Annotated in this window: 14 protein-coding genes and 1 pseudogene; 2 read left to right on the forward strand and 13 right to left on the reverse strand. The window is 71.6% G+C overall.

Features of this window, described 5'->3' with window-relative positions; translation table 11 throughout:
• Positions 1 to 44: 44 nt before the first annotated feature.
• The 5 genes from ACFHYO_RS08425 to ACFHYO_RS08445 are packed head-to-tail and all read right to left on the reverse strand — an operon-like array spanning position 45 to position 6,574.
• Positions 45 to 1,631: an acyl-CoA synthetase gene (locus ACFHYO_RS08425; protein WP_394319694.1), complete on the reverse strand. Its 1,587-nt coding sequence runs from the start codon at positions 1,629 to 1,631 to the stop codon at positions 45 to 47.
• Entirely contained in the window at positions 1,628 to 2,818 is a 1,191-nt protein-coding gene (locus tag ACFHYO_RS08430) for an acetyl-CoA acetyltransferase (RefSeq protein WP_211096273.1), read from the reverse strand. The genes ACFHYO_RS08425 and ACFHYO_RS08430 overlap by 4 nt, the downstream gene beginning before the upstream one ends.
• Entirely contained in the window at positions 2,815 to 3,663 is an 849-nt protein-coding gene (locus ACFHYO_RS08435; RefSeq protein WP_394319696.1) for an IclR family transcriptional regulator, read from the reverse strand. The genes ACFHYO_RS08430 and ACFHYO_RS08435 overlap by 4 nt, the downstream gene beginning before the upstream one ends.
• Positions 3,663 to 4,679 carry a TRAP transporter substrate-binding protein gene (locus tag ACFHYO_RS08440; protein WP_036701757.1) on the reverse strand — a complete coding sequence of 339 codons (1,017 nt, stop codon included), beginning with the start codon at positions 4,677 to 4,679 and terminating at the stop codon, positions 3,663 to 3,665. The genes ACFHYO_RS08435 and ACFHYO_RS08440 overlap by 1 nt, the downstream gene beginning before the upstream one ends.
• Before the next feature lie 20 nt (positions 4,680 to 4,699).
• On the reverse strand, positions 4,700 to 6,574 hold the full coding sequence (locus ACFHYO_RS08445; RefSeq protein WP_394319698.1) for a TRAP transporter large permease: 1,875 nt from the start codon (positions 6,572 to 6,574) through the stop codon (positions 4,700 to 4,702).
• Between the two features lie 242 nt (positions 6,575 to 6,816).
• Between ACFHYO_RS08445 and ACFHYO_RS08450 the strand changes: the two genes are divergently transcribed.
• Entirely contained in the window at positions 6,817 to 7,617 is an 801-nt protein-coding gene (locus ACFHYO_RS08450; RefSeq protein ID WP_394319700.1) for an SDR family oxidoreductase, read from the forward strand.
• Positions 7,614 to 9,029, forward strand: a complete 1,416-nt coding sequence (locus ACFHYO_RS08455) for a coniferyl aldehyde dehydrogenase (protein WP_394319702.1) — start codon at positions 7,614 to 7,616, stop codon at positions 9,027 to 9,029. The genes ACFHYO_RS08450 and ACFHYO_RS08455 overlap by 4 nt, the downstream gene beginning before the upstream one ends.
• Here ACFHYO_RS08455 and ACFHYO_RS08460 read toward each other — a convergent pair.
• From ACFHYO_RS08460 to ACFHYO_RS08490, 8 genes and pseudogenes are all read right to left on the reverse strand, one after another.
• Positions 9,026 to 9,187: a hypothetical protein gene (locus tag ACFHYO_RS08460; RefSeq protein WP_231572789.1), complete on the reverse strand. Its 162-nt coding sequence runs from the start codon at positions 9,185 to 9,187 to the stop codon at positions 9,026 to 9,028. The two genes, ACFHYO_RS08455 and ACFHYO_RS08460, sit on opposite strands and share 4 nt — an antisense overlap.
• A gap of 88 nt (positions 9,188 to 9,275) precedes the next feature.
• Entirely contained in the window at positions 9,276 to 9,647 is a 372-nt protein-coding gene (locus ACFHYO_RS16160; RefSeq protein ID WP_446728965.1) for a cytochrome D1 domain-containing protein, read from the reverse strand.
• Positions 9,648 to 9,723: 76 nt separating this feature from the next.
• Positions 9,724 to 10,599: pseudogene (locus ACFHYO_RS16165) on the reverse strand (cytochrome D1 domain-containing protein); the annotation flags it as partial.
• Positions 10,574 to 11,797 carry a heme d1 biosynthesis radical SAM protein NirJ gene (gene nirJ, locus ACFHYO_RS08470; RefSeq protein WP_394319704.1) on the reverse strand — a complete coding sequence of 408 codons (1,224 nt, stop codon included), beginning with the start codon at positions 11,795 to 11,797 and terminating at the stop codon, positions 10,574 to 10,576. The gene nirJ and the pseudogene ACFHYO_RS16165, both read right to left, overlap by 26 nt.
• Before the next feature lie 12 nt (positions 11,798 to 11,809).
• Positions 11,810 to 12,292, reverse strand: a complete 483-nt coding sequence (ahbB, locus tag ACFHYO_RS08475) for a siroheme decarboxylase subunit beta (protein ID WP_394319706.1) — start codon at positions 12,290 to 12,292, stop codon at positions 11,810 to 11,812.
• A complete protein-coding gene (locus tag ACFHYO_RS08480) occupies positions 12,289 to 12,771 on the reverse strand; it encodes an Lrp/AsnC family transcriptional regulator (RefSeq protein WP_394319708.1) in 483 nt (160 codons plus the stop codon). Before ACFHYO_RS08480 ends, ahbB (ACFHYO_RS08475) begins: the two co-directional genes overlap by 4 nt.
• On the reverse strand, positions 12,768 to 13,814 hold the full coding sequence (ahbB, locus tag ACFHYO_RS08485) for a siroheme decarboxylase subunit beta (RefSeq protein WP_394319709.1): 1,047 nt from the start codon (positions 13,812 to 13,814) through the stop codon (positions 12,768 to 12,770). The genes ACFHYO_RS08480 and ahbB (ACFHYO_RS08485) overlap by 4 nt, the downstream gene beginning before the upstream one ends.
• A 2-nt stretch (positions 13,815 to 13,816) precedes the next feature.
• The gene (locus ACFHYO_RS08490) at positions 13,817 to 14,956 is read right to left on the reverse strand and encodes a cytochrome D1 domain-containing protein (RefSeq protein ID WP_394319713.1); all 1,140 of its coding nucleotides are present in this window, start codon (positions 14,954 to 14,956) and stop codon (positions 13,817 to 13,819) included.
• Positions 14,957 to 15,039 lie beyond the last annotated feature (83 nt).

Below are 15,039 nucleotides of genomic sequence, written 5' to 3' on the forward strand. Positions count from 1 at the left end.
ATATCCTGGGGTCCGGGGCAAAGCCCCGGTCCTGCCCTTGCCGCTCATCCGCCCTCTCCCGTCCCGCCGCGGCGGTCGAGTTCCTCGCGGATCATCTTCTTGGTGATCTTGCCATAGGCGGATTTGGGCAGCGCCTCCCAGAACACCACGCGCCGCGGCAGCTTGTAGCGGCTCAGCTTGCCGTCGAGGAAGGCGGTCAGCCCCGCCTCGTCCACCTCGGCGCCCTCGCGCGCGACGCAGACCGCCCAGCCGACCTCGCCCCACAGCGGGTCCGGCATCCCCAGCACGGCGACCTCGCTGATCGCGGGGTGAGTGAGAATCTTCTCCTCGATCTCGCGCGGATAGACGTTGGACCCGCCCGAGATGAACATGTCCGACTGCCGCCCGGTGATGTAGAGATACCCCGCGGCGTCCATGTGGCCGAGGTCGCCGGTGCGGAACCAGCCGTCGCGGAAGGCCTTGGCGTTGGCCTCGGGGTTGTCGTGATAGCCCGCGAAGACCGCCGGGCCGATCACGCAGATTTCCCCTGTCTCGCCCGGCGCCACTTCGCGGCCCGCGTCGTCCTGCACCTGCACCTCGATCCCCGTGCGGGGAAAACCGCAGGTGCCGATCCGCGCCGTCGCATCATCCGCGTCATGCGCCCAGGCCGGCAGGACGGTGATGTTGCCCGTGACCTCGCCCAGCCCGAAATACTGCACCAGCACCGGGCCCAGCGTCGCCAGCGCGCGCTTCTGATCCTCGCGGTACATCGGCGCGCCGGCGTAGATCACGTAGCGCAACGACGAGATGTCGGCGCTGGCGGTCGCGGGATGCTCGACCAGCAGCTTGAGGATGGTGGGCACGGTGAACATCGTGGACACCCGCCACTCGGCCACCAGCCGCCACACCGTCTCGACGTCGAAACGCTCGGACGGCATCAGGACCGTCTTGACCCCCCGCGCCACCTGCGTGAGCTGGTGCACCCCCGCGCCATGCGAGAGGGGCGCCACCACCAGCGAGGCATCCGCCCCCGTCAGCCCCGGCATCAGGTCGGCGAGGTGGTTCGTTACCACGAACCCCATCTGCCCATGCGTCAGGACCGAGGCCTTGGGCCGCCCGGTGGTCCCCGAGGTGAAGAAGAACCAGCAGGGATCGTCGCGCTCCACCGCCGCCACCTGCGGGCGCTGGCCCATGTGATCCTCGGTCAGCGCCTCGAGCGCGGGGGCGAAATCCCCGCCGCCGATCGACAGCGTCCAGGCCAGTTCGGGGCAGTCCGCCTGACAGGCCGCGGCGTGGTCGGGAAAGGCTGCGTTGCAGATCAGCCCGCGGGCGCCCGAGGCCTGGGTCAGATAGACGACCTCGTCGGGCGTCTGGCGGAAGTTGGCGGGCACCCACACCCCGCCCGCCCGCCAGACCGCGAACATCGCCTGCATCATCTCAAGGCAGTTCTGCGACTGGACCATCACCCGGTCGCCCTTCTGCAGCCCCAGCCGGTCCTGCAACCCCGCGGCCAGCGCATCCACGCGGGCGTCGAACTCGGCCCAGCTCCACCGCGCATCGCCCATCACCAGCGCCACCCCCTCGGGGTCACGCCGCGCGGCCTGGGTGAGCAGCGTGGCGAGGTTCATGACGCGGGTCGAGACCGGCCTCATCGCACCCGCTCGAGGATCGAGCAGTAGTTGGCGACCGCCGCCCCGCCCATGTTGAACACGCCCGCGAGCGTCGCGCCCGGCACCTGCATCGCGCCCGCCTCGCCCACCAGCTGCATCGCCGCCATGACGTGCTGGCTGACGCCCGTGGCCCCGATGGGATGTCCGCGCGCCTTGAGCCCGCCCGAGGGGTTCACCGGCAGTGCGCCGTCCATCCGCGCGGTGCCCTCGCGCACCACTCTCCAGCCTTCGCCCGCCGCGGCGAGGCCCATCGCCTCGTATTCGATCATCTCGGCGATGGTGAAGCAGTCGTGCGTCTCGACCAGATCGAGGTCCGCGATCCCGAGCCCGGCCTGCGCCAGCGCCCCGGCCCAGGCGCGATGCGCGCCCTGAAACGCGATGGGGTCGCGCCGCGAGAGCGCCAGCAGGTCGCCTGCCTGCGCCCGCGCCCGGAACCGGACCCCGCGCGCCAGCCCCGCGGCCGTCGCCGCATCCGCCAGCACGAGGGCCGCCGCCCCGTCCGAGATGAGCGAGCAGTCCGTGCGCCTCAGCGGCCCGGCCACCAGCGGGTTCTTGTCGCTCGGTGTGTTGCAGAACTCGACGCCGACATCCTTCTGCATATGCGCCAGCGGGTTGCGCGCCCCGTTCGCGTGGTTCTTGGCGGCGATCATGGCGAGTTCCTCGCTGCGATCCCCGTGGCGCTGGAAATAGCTGTTGGCGATCTGCCCGAAGACGCCGGCAAAGCCGCCCGCGACGCCGGCCTCCTCGGGGACAAAGCTCGCGGCCAGCAGGATGTCGCCGACCTCGGCCACCGGGGTCGCGGTCATCTTTTCGGCCCCGATCACCAGCGCCACCCGGCCCCGGCCCGAGGCGATGAAATCCGCCGCCGCGTAAAGCGCGGCCGAGCCGGTGGCGCAGGCGTTCTCGGTCCGCAGAAAGGGCACCCCGGCCAGCTCGGGCGTGCCCATCGCCACCAGCGCGCCCTGAAAATCCTGCCGCGAAAAGCCGTTGTTCCAGACGCCCACGAAGATCCCGTCCACCTTGCCCGCCGTGACGCCCGCGTGGGCCAGCGCCGGGCCCGCGACTTCGGCCATCAGGGCCTGCGTGTCGGGCGCCTCGGACTTGCCGAACTTCGTATGCGCCCAGCCGATGATCAGCGGGTCGTTCGGCCGAAGGGTGGGGTCGGTCACGTCAGCATCCTTTCCGGGGTCAGGTGATGGGCCAGCCGGTCGGCCAGCGTCGCGGCCTCGGCCCGGAGCAGGCGGGCCAGATCCTCCTCGCGCGCCGGGCCCATGCGCGTCTCGACCGCCGCGATCGAGAGCGCCGCGGCGGGCCGCCCGTCGGGCCAGAGCACCGGCACGCCGATCCCCCATGAGCCCGCGACGACCCGCCCGGGGTTCAGCGCATGGCCGGTGGCGCGGGCGCGGGCCACGTCGCCCGCCACGTGGGCGGCGGCCTCCTCGCCCATCCGGGCGTTCAGCGCGGGGGCGAGGCGCCGCAGCGCCGCCTGCGCCTCGGCCTCGGGCAGCGCGGCGAGCAGCGCGATCCCCGCCGCGCCCGCGCCCAGCGGGTTGCGGTCGCCCGCGAGCATCGCGTGGGTGCGGACCGGGTGGGCGCCCTCGATCCGCGTCAGGCACAGGTATTCGTCGCCCTGCGGCACCACGACGAAGGCGCTGTCGCCGCTTTCCGCCGCCAGCCGGGCCACGCAATCGGCGGCCAGCCGCGCCATGTCGTGCCGCCGCCCGGCACGCAGGCCCAGAAGCCACGCGCCGGGCCCGAGGTGATAGGCGCGGCTGCCGCGGTCCTGTTCCACCAGATGCGCGGCGATGAGCGAGATCAGCAGCCGCCGCGCGGTCGGTTTGGACATCCCCGCCGCCTCGGCGAGCGTGGCCAGTGTCGCGCCCTCGGCCGGGGCCCGGCCCACCGCCGCGAGCAGCCCCAGCGCCCGGTCCACCGCCTGCGCCCCGCCCTGCACGACAGGGACGGGGGTGGCGGGGCCGGGCGCCGCGGCCAGCGGGGCGGGCCGGGACAGCATCAGGCGAGCGTCCGGCCGATGGCCTTTTCGAGGATCGCCCAGGCCTCGTCGCCGTACTTGCCCTTCCACTCGGCATAGAAGCCCGCCTCGCGCAGCTTCGCCTCGAACGGCGCCGGATCGACCTCGTTGAATACCAGCCCCGCCTTTTCCAGGTCGCCCTTGAGCGAGGCGTTCAGCGCCTGCACGTCGGCGCGCTGGTTGACCGCCGCCGCGTTGAAGTGCTTGGCGACGACGGCCTGCAGATCCTCGGGCAGCCCGCCCCAGGCGCGGCGGTTGGCGAGCATCCAGAACCCGTCCCACATGTGGTTGGTGAGCGAGCAGTATTTCTGCACCTCGGCCAGCTTCGAGGTCGAGATGATGGCGAGCGGGTTCTCCTGCCCGTCCACGATCCCGGTCTGCAACGCCGAATAGACCTCGGCGAAGTTGATCGAGGTCGGCGCGGTCCCCAGCGCCGTGAACATCGAGGTCCAGAGCGGCGAGACCGGCACCCGGATCTTCATCCCCTCGAAATCGGCGGGGGCGGTGATCGGCTTGACCGACGAGGTGGTCTGGCGGAAGCCGTTGTCCCAGATTTTCTCCATCACCACGAGGCCGGATTTCTCGATCTCGGCCCGCTCATAGGCGCCCAGCTCGCCGTCCATCGCCGCCCAGACGGCGTCGTAGTTCGGGAAGGCGAAGCCCACCCCGTTGATCGAGGCGTTCGGCACCAGCGTCGACAGGATGATCGGCGACAGCAGGAAGAACTCGACCCCGCCCGAGCGCAGCTGGCCCAGCACGTCGGTGTCGGCGCCAAGCTGGTTCGACGGGAACACCTGCACGTCGACGCGGCCGCCGGTTTCCTCGGCGATGGCCTTGACGGCCTCCGCGGCGCGGATGTTCGTCGGGTGGGTCATCGGCTGGTTGTTGGCCAGCTTCATGGTGAACTCGGCGGCCCGCGCCGGGCCCGGGCGCAGGAACGGCGCGGCGAGGCCGGCGGCGGCGGCGCCGAGCAGAAGCGTGCGGCGGGTGGTCTGCATGGTGGTCTCCTCCCAGAGAGTTAAAGATAGGCAGTGGACAGCGCCGGCACCGCGGCGATCACCGCGAGGCCGGCGAGCAGCGCGGCGAGATAGGGCCAGATGCGGCCCATCACCTGATCGGGCGAGATGCCCGCGATCTTGCAGGCGATGTAGAAGCCGATGCCGATGGGCGGGGCCATCAGGCCGATGTTCATCGCCGTGACGACGACCATCGCGTAGTGGATGTCGTTGATCCCCAGCGTCCGGGCGAGCGGGAACATGATCGGCGCCAGCAGGACGATGGCGGGCAGCCCCTCGAGCACGCAGCCGAGGATCAGGAAGACCACGATCGAGGCGACCAGAAAGATCGCCGGCCCGCCCGGCAGCCCGGCCATCAGCGCCGTCAGGTCGCGGGCGAACCCCGACTGGGTCAGCGCCCAGGACATGGCCGAGGCGGTGCCGAGGATCAGCAGGATCGCCCCCGACATGGCCACCGTCTCGACCAGCATCGGCACCACCCGGCGGCGCGGGATGCCGCCGTAGAGCACCACGCCGATCACGAAGGCATAGACCACGGCGATGGCCGAGACCTCGGTCGCGGTGGCGATGCCGCCGCCGACGAGGCTGCGGATCATGAAGGGCAGCGCCAGCGCCGGGGCGGCGATCAGCGCCGTCCTGCCGATGAGCGACATCGGCGCGCGGCGCACCCCGCCCATGTCCTCGCCCCGCGCCTTCCAGCGCGCGAGCACCGCCAGCACCAGCAGCAGCACCATGGCGATGACGAAGCCCGCGGTGAAGAGCCCGGCGATGGACACGCCGGCCGCCGAGCCGAGCACGATCAGCACGATCGACGGCGGCACCGTGTCGGCCATCGCCGCGCCGGTGGCGAGCAGCGCGGTCATCTCGGCCGGCGAATGGCCGCGGCGGCGCATCTCGGGGAAGAGCGCCGGGGCCACGGTCGCCATGTCCGAGACCTTGGACCCCGAGATCCCCGAGACGAGGAACATCGAGCCGAGAAGCACGTAGCTCATCCCCGCCTTCACATGGCCCAGAAGCGAGGCGAGGAAATTGACGATGGCGCGCCCCATCCCCGTCTCGTCAAGGATGCAGCCCAGAAGCACGAAGACCGGCACCGATAAAAGGATCAGCGACGACATCCCCTCGTCCATCCGGCCCAACATGACGAACACCGGGGCGTGGCTGGCGAAGGTCAGATAAGCGAGCGTGCCGAGCGCGAAGCAGAAGGCGATGGGCACCCCGATGGCCAAGAGCCCCGCCACGACCAGCCCGAGGAACAGCGGCAGGTTCCAGTTCCCGAAGCCCGCGAGCGTCGGGCGCGCCCCCAACAGCACCGCCACCAGCGCCCCGATCAGCAGGATCGAGCCGAAGATCGCCGGCCAGTCGCGGCTGCGGGCCACCGACAGCAGCATGAGGATGGTCATCAGCCCGATCCCCGCCGGCAGCGCCGAGGCGCGGATCGACATCGGCAGGCCCATCGCGGGCGAGGTGATGAAGGATTCCTCATAGGCGTAGCTGACCGCCTCGGGCAGCAGCCGGATCAGCAGCACCGCCACCGCGATGCGCCCGAACACGTCGAGCGCCCGCTGCATCCGCTCGGAGAAGAGCGGCAGCACGATGGTCAGCCGCAGATGCTCGTGCCGGTCCACGGCGATGGCCGCGCCCAGCATCGCCATCCAGATGAAGGCGAGCGAGGCGAGCTCGTCGCCCCAGATCAGCGGGTGATGCAGCACGTAGCGGAAGAACACGTTGGCGACGACCACCGTCATCATCAGCGCCAGCAGCGCCGCGGCGGCGAGTTCCACCGGGCGCATCCACGGCTCGGCCTTCTTCGGCTCGGTCAGCGTCTCGATGCCGCCGAGCGCAAGCTCGGCGTCCGATTCCTCGGCGCGCTCCATCCGTCTTCCCCCGCCGCGCGCGTTCCGCCTTATGGAGCGGGGGTCGCGTCGCGTTCTCCTCAGACGACAGAGAAACCGCGGAAAACGCTGCGGGCAAGGGAAAAATGCGGGTTGTGGGTGTTCCGCAATATGGAACGGAGATGTTGGCCCTATCGCCCCCTCACCGTGTGACGCCACGTCGCTTTCGCGCAGCCCGCAGCGCGGCGTAGGCTTCGCCCCGAAGCGGCGGGGGGAGGCCAGCCATGACCGAGATCAGGGGCGCCGTGGCGCTGGTGACCGGGGGCGCGTCCGGGATCGGGCGCCTGACCGCCGAGCGGCTGCTCGCCGCCGGGGCCGCGCAGGTGGCGCTGTGGGACGTGGATGCCGCGGCGCTGGCCCGCAGCGCCGCGCAGCTCGGGCCTGCGGTGACGGCGGTGCGCGTGGACCTCTCCGACCCCGACGACCTGTCGCGCGCCATTGCCGAGGCCGAGGCGGCGGGCTTCGCCCCCGACATCCTGATGAACAACGCCGGCATCGTGGTCGGCAAACCCTTCGCCGATCACTCGGACCGCGACATCCGCCGCACCGTCGAGATCAACAGCGTCGCCCCGATGGTCCTGACCCGGGCCTTCCTGCCGGGCATGATCGCCCGCAAGCGCGGGCACATCGTCAACATCGCCTCGGCCGCGGGGATGCTGTCGAACCCCAACATGGCGGTCTATGCGGCCAGCAAATGGGCGATGATCGGCTGGTCCGATTCGCTCAGGCTCGAGATGGAGATGGGGCGCACCGGGGTCCGCGTCACCACCGTCGCCCCGACCTACATCGACACCGGGATGTTCGCGGGCGCCAAGCTGCGGCTGATCCCGCTGCTGAAGCCCGAGAAGGTCGCGGATGCGATCCTGCGGGCGATCCGGCGCGACCGCATCTTCCTGCGCCTGCCCGCGATCGTAAACACGCTGCCGCTGCTCAAGGGGCTGATGCCGGTGCGGGTGTTCGATGCGGTGGGGGCGCGGATGTTCGGCGTCTATCACTCGATGGACCGCTTCAGGGGGCGGGAATGAGCGCGGCGGACCTGCTCGCCCGCCAGCGCGCGTATTTCGCCGCCGCGCCGCGCCCGGATGCGGCGGCGCGGCGGGCGGCGCTGGCGGCGCTCGCCTGCGCCATCCGCGCCCATGAGGCGGCGCTCATCGCCGCCGTCGATCAGGACTTCGGCGGCCGTCCGGCGGCCGAGACGCAGGCGCTGGAGCTCGTGCCGCTCTACGCCCAGATCGCCCACGCGCGCCGGCACCTCGCGCGCTGGATGCGGCGGCGGCGGGTGGCGGGCTCGCCGTTCCTGTGGCCGGCGCGGGCGTTCTGGGAATACCAGCCGCTCGGGGTGGTGGGGGTGATCGGGGCCTGGAACTATCCGATCCTGCTGACCCTCGGCCCGGCGGTCGAGGCGCTCGCGGCGGGCAACCGCGTGGTGATGAAGCCCTCGGAACTCGCCCCCCGCACCGCCGAGGCGCTGGCCGCGCTGGTCGCTGGCGCCTTCCCGCCTGAGCGTCTGGCCACCGTGACGGGTGGGGTCGAGGTCGCCCGCGACTTTTCGGCGCAGCCCTGGGACCATCTGGTCTTCACCGGCTCGACCCGGGTCGGGCGCGAGGTGATGGCGGCAGCGGCGCGGAACCTGACGCCGGTGACGCTGGAGCTGGGCGGCAAGTCCCCCGCGATCCTGCACGACAGCGCCGACCTGCCCCGTTTGGTGGGGCGGCTGATGACCGGCAAGCTCTACAACGCCGGGCAGACCTGCGTGGCCCCGGATTATGCGCTGGTCCCGCCGGGCCGGATCGCGGCGTTCGAGGCCGAGGCAACGCGGGCGGTGGCGCGGCTCTACCCCAAGGGGCTCGGCGCGGACTACACGCGGATCGTGAGCGACGGGCACCTGACCCGGCTGCGCGATCTGGTCGCCGACGCGCGCGGACGCGGCGCGCGGGTTGTTGAGCTCGCCCCGGTGCCGCCCGGTGCCAACGGCCGGATCATGCCGCCGACGCTGGTGATCGACCCGGACCCCGACAGCCTGCTGATGCGCGAAGAGATCTTCGGCCCCGTCCTGCCCGTGGTCCCGGCCGGGACGCTCGACGCGGCGCTGGCGTTCGTCAACGCAAGGCCGCGCCCGCTCGCGCTCTACTACTTCGACGACGACCGGGGGCGGCAGGATGAGGTGCTGGCGCGGACCATGTCGGGCGGGGTGACGCTGAACGACACGATCTTCCACCTCGCGCAGCTCAACCTGCCGTTCGGGGGCGTCGGGGACAGCGGCATGGGCGCCTATCACGGGCTCGACGGCTTCGCGCAGTTCTCGAAGAAGCGGCCGGTGATGGTGCAGGCGCGCTGGGCCGGGACGGCGCTGGTGCGCCCGCCGTGGGGCGCCCGCGGGCAGCTGGTCGGCACGCTGCTCGCCGCCGCGCGCAGGCTCGCAGGGGCGAGCCGCTAGCCCTCGGCCGCGTCGAGGAGCCCGCCGACCCAGCGCGCCGCGAGCCAGCCCGCCGGGACGGTCAGCGGCACGGCCAGCGCCATCGCCAGCCACGGGCTGAGGCTGCCCCAGCCCATCGCCTGCCCGATCAGCGCCCCCATGAACAGGTTGATCGCCACCGCCGCCCAGACGAAGGGCGCCAGCCCGAGCGCCAGCCGCCAGCGGAACGGGGCCCGGCCTGCCGCAGGGACCGGGCCACCGCACCGCTCAGTGGCTGGTGCCTTCCTCGAAGTGGATCTTGTTCCAGACATTGTACTTCCCGCTGGGCTTGCGCATCGGCAGGCGCTTCACCTCTTCAAGCGTCTTGGCGTCGTAGACGATCACCGCGCCCTCATCCTCCCACACCGAAACGAGCGCATAGCGGCCGTCCTTGGTGAACTCGGTATGCGCGACGGTCTTGCCCGGCGCGGGGTTCAGCGTCTTGACGATCTCGAGCGTCTGCTTGTCGATGATGTGCATCTCGTCCTTGTGCGGGCCGAAGAAGACGTCCGCCCAGACATAGGGCGAGGTCTCGTGGCTGCGCAGGAAGAACCCCGGCCCGTCGGTCTTGATCTGCTTGACCAGACTCCAGTCGCTCATGTGGGCCGGCGTCGGGCGAGGTCGCCACCTCCCAGATCTCGGGGGCGTCCTTGAGGGCGAGGATGAAGCTCTTGCGATCGGGCGCCTGATAGACCGCCGAGACGCGGCTGGGGGTGCCGTCCTTGGCCCTGACCTCGATCACCTTGACCGGCTCGAGCGTGGCGGTGTCGAGGATGGTCAGAGTCTGCGGCAGGTAGTTGGCGACGGCGAGCCACTTGCCGTCGTGGCTCATGGCGATGTTGCGGCTGTTGAGCCCGGCGCGGACGCGGCCCACCTCTTTCAGCGACCAGATGTCGTATTTCTCGACCCAGCCGTCGCGCGACATGACGAAGACGTAGCGCCCGTCGGGCGAGAACTTCGGCCCGCCGTGGACGGCGTAGGGCGTGGGGAAGCGGTCGAGCACCTCGAAGCTGTCGCCGTCCAGCACGCTCACGTGGTGGTCGCCGGTTTCCACGACCAGCGTGATGTTCATCGGGTCGGCGGTGAACACCGGCTTGTCGGCGGGGGTGTAGTCCTCGGCCATCACGCGCGAGGCGGCGATCTCGGGCGCGCCCCAGGCGGGCACCTCGGCCACCGGGGACTTGATGAACGCGACGAGCCCGGCGATCTGCTCGGGCGAGAGCGTGCCCTCGAACCCCGCCATCTGGGTCGAGGGGCGGCCATGCGCGATCACCGCGTCAAGGCCCTTGACCCGCCCCAGCGTCTCGGGGATCAGCGCCGGCCCGGTGCCGCCCATGCGGTTCTCGGCGTGACAGGAGGCGCAGTGCTCGGCGTAATCCGTCGCGGCATCGGCCAACGCCGCGCCCGGCAGGGCCAGCGTCAGCGCCAGCGACAGCGGGCGCAGGGGTATCCGGGCCAGAAAGACACCGGAGCGTGCGCGCGCGGGCGTTTCCTTCTGGTGAAAATCCCCCCGCCGAGGGCGTCTTTCAGAAGAAACGATGCGCGGGATCATGGCTCTTGCCTCGGAACGGGGAAACGGTCAGCCGGTCGAGGTCGTGCGCAACCCCGATCTCGGCGTGGGAGAGATAGCAGGCCGGGTCCTCGGCCCACGGGTCGCCGGTCAGCTGCAGCGCCCGGATGCGGGTGTTGCCGCCGCACACGTCCTGGAAGGCGCAGGCGCCGCAGCGGCCCTTGAGCGGGCGGGGCCGCGTCCGCAGCGTCGCCAGCATCGGGTCGTCGCCCGTCCACCACGCGCTGAATGGCTTTTCCTTCACCGAGCCGACCGTGTAGTCCGACCAGTAGGTGTCGGGGTGCACCTTGCCCTGCGGGTCGATGTTGGCGACCCCCAGGCCCGACGAGTTGCCGCCCCACGCCACGAGATGCTCGCGCAGATGCGCCACCGCCTCGGGCGCGAAGCGGGCCTCGGCCCAGCGCAGGAAATACACCGCGTCGGCGTCGTTGTTGCCGGTCACGATCTCGAGCGGGCGGCCGTACGCCACCGCATCCCAGCCGCGCTCGATCAGCAGGTCCATCGCCCGGCGGGTGTGGTCGTGCTCCTGATCCTCGCCGCGGTGCTTGTCGCCGCGCCCGGCATAGACGAGGTGCGACAGGTAGAACTTGTCCACCCCCTCGGATTCGCACAGGTCGAGCATCTGCGGCAGCTGGTCGCCGTTGTCGCGGGTGATGGTGAAGCGCAGCCCCACCTTGACGCCGCGCGCCTTGCACGCCCGGACCCCGGCGAGGGCGTTGGCAAAGGCCCCCTCGACCCCCCGGAACCAGTCGTTCGTGGCCCCGATCCCGTCGAGGCTGATGCCGACATAGTCGAACCCCAGCGCCGCCACCCGGTCCGCCACCCCCGGCTCGCCCAGCTTCGTGCCGTTGGTCGAGAGCGACAGGTGGCGGAAGTCGAGCGCCCGCGCCCGCTCGGCCAGATCCCAGAAGTCGAAGCGCGACAGCGGCTCGCCGCCCGAGAGGATCAGCGCCGGGATGCGGAAGGCGGCGAGGTCATCGAGCACCCCCATCGCCTGGTCGTGGGTCAGCTCGCCCGGAAAGACGTTGTCGGAGCTGACGGTATAGCAGTGCCGGCACTTGAGGTTGCAGGTGCGGGTCAGGTTCCAGATCACCACCGGCTTCACAGATCCCGGCGTGCCGCGGCGGCGCGCCGGGGTGGGGTGCTTGAGCTGGTGCATGTACTGGGTCAGGCGGAACATGGCGTTCCCTTCTCAGTCGGCCAGCCGAAGGCCGGTCTTTTTCAGGATGCGCGTCGAATAGAGGATGTCGGACGCGCGACAGGCAGGGCCGATGATCGCCTCGACCTCGCGGCGCTTGGCCTCGACCTCGTCCCGGCCCGAGCCGTGCAGCATGGCGAAGAGGTTATAGGGCCAGGCCGGCCGCGCGCGGGGGCGTTGGTAGCAGTGGGTGACATAGGGCAGCGCGCCGATCCGGGCGCCGAGCGCGCTGATCTGGTCGTCGTCCACGTCCCAGACGCTCATCCCGTTCGCGGTCATGCCGAGCGCGTAGTGATGCGGCGCGATGGCGATGCGGCGGATGATCCCGCGCTCCTGCATCGCGGCGATGCGCTCGATCACCTCGGCCTCGGTCAGGCCGATCACGGCCGCGACCTCGGCATAGGGGGCGGGCGTCAGCGGCAGCCCGGCCTGCGTGGCCTTGACGATGCTGCGGTCGATGGCGTCAAGCGGGGTCATGCCGGCACCCGGAAGCCGATGAAATATTCCTCGAGCTTTGGAAACAGCATCACGCTCAGCCCCGTCTCTGCCTCGATCGCCCCGGCCGCGCGGGCAATGCCCTCGGGCCGGTCGGTGGCCAGCACGAACCACATGTTCAGCGCGTGGCTGCGTTCATAGTTATGCGCCACCTCTGGCCGCGCATTGACCTTTGTCACGACCTCGTACCAGCGTTCGGCGGGCACCGCCATCGCGCAGAGGCAGAAGGCCCCGCCCATGGCGGCGGCGTCGAAGAACGGGCCGAAGCGGGTGATGGCGCCGATCTCGCGCAGCCGCGCGATCCGGGCGATCAGCGCGTCGCCGGTGATCCCCAGCGCGGCGCCCGCGTCGTCATAGGGGCGCGGGGTAATCGGGAACCCCTCCTGCAGCGCGTTGAGGATCGCGCGGTCGGTGGCGTCGAGCGCGCCCTCGGGCAGGGTCTGGCGGGCGGGGCGGGTCATGCGTCCGCCTCGGCGGGGTGCGCGGCAGGGGCCTCGGCGGAGGCCTCGATCAGCGCGCCGCGCTGCTTGAAGCAATGGGTCGAGAACAGGATCTTGTGCGGCGCGTCCGACAGCGCCGGCAGGGCGCGGGCGCGGGCCAGCACCGCCATCGCCTCGGGGCGGGTGCGGGCATGGATCATGCAGAAGAGCGGCCAGTCCCAGACCCCGGGCACCGTCCGGCGCTGGTAGCAGAGCGTCACCCCCGGCAACTGCGCGAGCGCGGTGCCGGCGGACTCGATCCGGGACTCGGGCAGGCGCCAGACCACCATCGCGTTGGCGGTCCAGCCGAGCGCCCGGTGCCGCACGATCACGCCGACGCGGGTCAGGATGCGCGCTGCCGACAGTGCGGCGATGCGGTCGATGACCTCGGCCTCAGACCGTCCCAGCGCCTCGGCCAGCGCCGCGAAGGGCTGCGGCACCAGCGGCAGGCCAGCCGACAGCGCCTGCATCAGCGGCCGATCGTCGTCGCGCAGCACGTCCATATCCGCCGCGCGGTCCAGCCCGAGTGCCGCGCGCGGGCCGCTGAGCCGAAAGCCGAGGTCGATGTTGAAGGGCCGCACCAAGGGCAGCGACAGGACGCGCAGGCCGCTCGCCGCCTCGATCCGGGCGAGGCAGGCGGAAAGCGCCGTCTCGGTCGGCGCGGTGGCGACGAACCACAGGTTCCAGTCGTCCTCGCGCAGGTACGAGTGGTTCACCCCCGGCTCGGCGCCGACGATGGCCGCGACCGCCTCGATCCGCGCCGCCGGGATCGCCAGCGCCGCGAGGGTCGAGGCGCCCGCGGTGTTCGGCCGGCAGGTCGCGCCGACGCGGGTGATCCGCCCCGACGCCTTGAGCCGGGTCAGGCGGTCGAGCACCTCGGCCTCGGTCAGCCCGAGCGCCGCGCCCATCGCCGCGAAGGGGCGCGGGACCAGCGGCAGGTCGCGCTGGAACTCGTCCAGCAGCCGCGTGTCGGGGCAGGGGGTGGGGCGGGGCGGCGTGGGGCGGGGCGGGGTCAGGTCGTTCATCGTCACAGCCCCATCCGGTGCGCCCGGGCGGTGAAGAAGATGCCCGAGGGCGCCTGCGCCGGCACCTCGCCGATCAGCTCATAGGTGCGGGTGTCGTAGATCAGCACCTTGTTCTCGTCGCGCGCCGACAGCCAGACCTCGCGGCCGCGCGGCGTGAACTCCATATGCAGGATGCCGCGCCCGGGGGTCAGGGTGCGCTTGACCTCGTGCGTCAGCGCGTCGAGCACCTGCACCGTGCCGTTGTCGGGCGGCGCGAAGTTCACCCACAGCTCGCGCGCGTCGGGGCGGGCGGTGACGAACACCGGCTGGCCCGCGACCCTGGTGCGGCCGGTTTCGGCCCCGGTCGCGGCATCGGCCCACAGCACCTCGTGGTGGCCCACTGCCGGCAGCGCATAGCTGCCCGCGGCCAGCGTCCAGCCCTGCAGATGCGGCATCTTGTAGACCGGCAGGTCCGGTTCCTCCTTGCCATAGTCGGGCAGGATGCGCCGGACCGCCGGCGGGTCCTGCCACAGATCCAGCGTGGTCAGCCCCTTTTCGCCGAAGAGCCCGACCAGATAGGTCCGCCCGTCCGCGGTCATCAGCCCGTCATAGGGGTTCTTGCCCACGCCCTCGACGCGGGTGATCTCGGGCTTCGCGGGGTTGCGGGCGTGGTCGAGCAGCCAGACCTCGCCCGTGTCCCAGGTCGCCACGATGAAGCGCGACCCCGGCACGTCGGCGAGGCCCACGGTCTTCGACCCCATCGGCACGTCAGCGACCGGGGCGAGGGTGTCGGCGTCGAACACCCGGACCCCGCCCGGCTCGTAGTTCGAGACCGCGACCAGCTTACCGTCGTCCGAGATCGCCCCGCCGATGGCGTTGCCGGCCTGGACGATCCGCGCCTCGAGCGTGCAGGCGAGGATGTCGAGCTTCGACAGCCCCCCGTCGCGGCCGAAGACATAGGCGTGCCGCTCGTCGGGCGAGAAGGTCAGCGAGGCGTGGGAGAGGTCGCCCAACCCCTCGATCCGGCAGAGCGCGGCGCGCTCGGACTGGTCCACGACGAGGACCGAACCGGTGGCGCGCTCGATCACCACGCCGAGGTCGCCGGTCCCGCGCAACAGCGCCGGGGGCACCGAGGGCGGGGTGGGGACGGGAATGTGCGGCACGTCCGCCGCCGCCGCGGCGCTGGGGGAGGCGCCGGCGGCGGGGGCGCTGGCGGCGGGGGCCGCGGGCGCAGGCGTTGCGGGGG

Origin of the sequence: Paracoccus panacisoli (genome assembly GCF_042435015.1) — a bacterium.
Taxonomy (GTDB): domain Bacteria; phylum Pseudomonadota; class Alphaproteobacteria; order Rhodobacterales; family Rhodobacteraceae; genus Paracoccus; species Paracoccus panacisoli.

Excerpts from the sequence above, each read along its gene's own strand:
- ACFHYO_RS08425 (WP_394319694.1), bottom strand. The coding sequence starts at position 1,631 with ATGAGGCCGGTCTCGACCCGCGTCATGAACCTCGCCACGCTGCTCACC.
- ACFHYO_RS08435 (WP_394319696.1), bottom strand. The coding sequence starts at position 3,663 with ATGCTGTCCCGGCCCGCCCCGCTGGCCGCGGCGCCCGGCCCCGCCACC.
- ACFHYO_RS08440 (WP_036701757.1), bottom strand. The coding sequence starts at position 4,679 with ATGCAGACCACCCGCCGCACGCTTCTGCTCGGCGCCGCCGCCGCCGGC.
- ACFHYO_RS08445 (WP_394319698.1), bottom strand. The coding sequence starts at position 6,574 with ATGGAGCGCGCCGAGGAATCGGACGCCGAGCTTGCGCTCGGCGGCATC.
- ACFHYO_RS08450 (WP_394319700.1), top strand. The coding sequence starts at position 6,817 with ATGACCGAGATCAGGGGCGCCGTGGCGCTGGTGACCGGGGGCGCGTCC.
- ACFHYO_RS08455 (WP_394319702.1), top strand. The coding sequence starts at position 7,614 with ATGAGCGCGGCGGACCTGCTCGCCCGCCAGCGCGCGTATTTCGCCGCC.
- ACFHYO_RS16160 (WP_446728965.1), bottom strand. The coding sequence starts at position 9,647 with ATGAGCGACTGGAGTCTGGTCAAGCAGATCAAGACCGACGGGCCGGGG.
- nirJ (WP_394319704.1), bottom strand. The coding sequence starts at position 11,797 with ATGTTCCGCCTGACCCAGTACATGCACCAGCTCAAGCACCCCACCCCG.
- ahbB (WP_394319706.1), bottom strand. The coding sequence starts at position 12,292 with ATGACCCCGCTTGACGCCATCGACCGCAGCATCGTCAAGGCCACGCAG.
- ACFHYO_RS08480 (WP_394319708.1), bottom strand. The coding sequence starts at position 12,771 with ATGACCCGCCCCGCCCGCCAGACCCTGCCCGAGGGCGCGCTCGACGCC.
- ahbB (WP_394319709.1), bottom strand. The coding sequence starts at position 13,814 with ATGAACGACCTGACCCCGCCCCGCCCCACGCCGCCCCGCCCCACCCCC.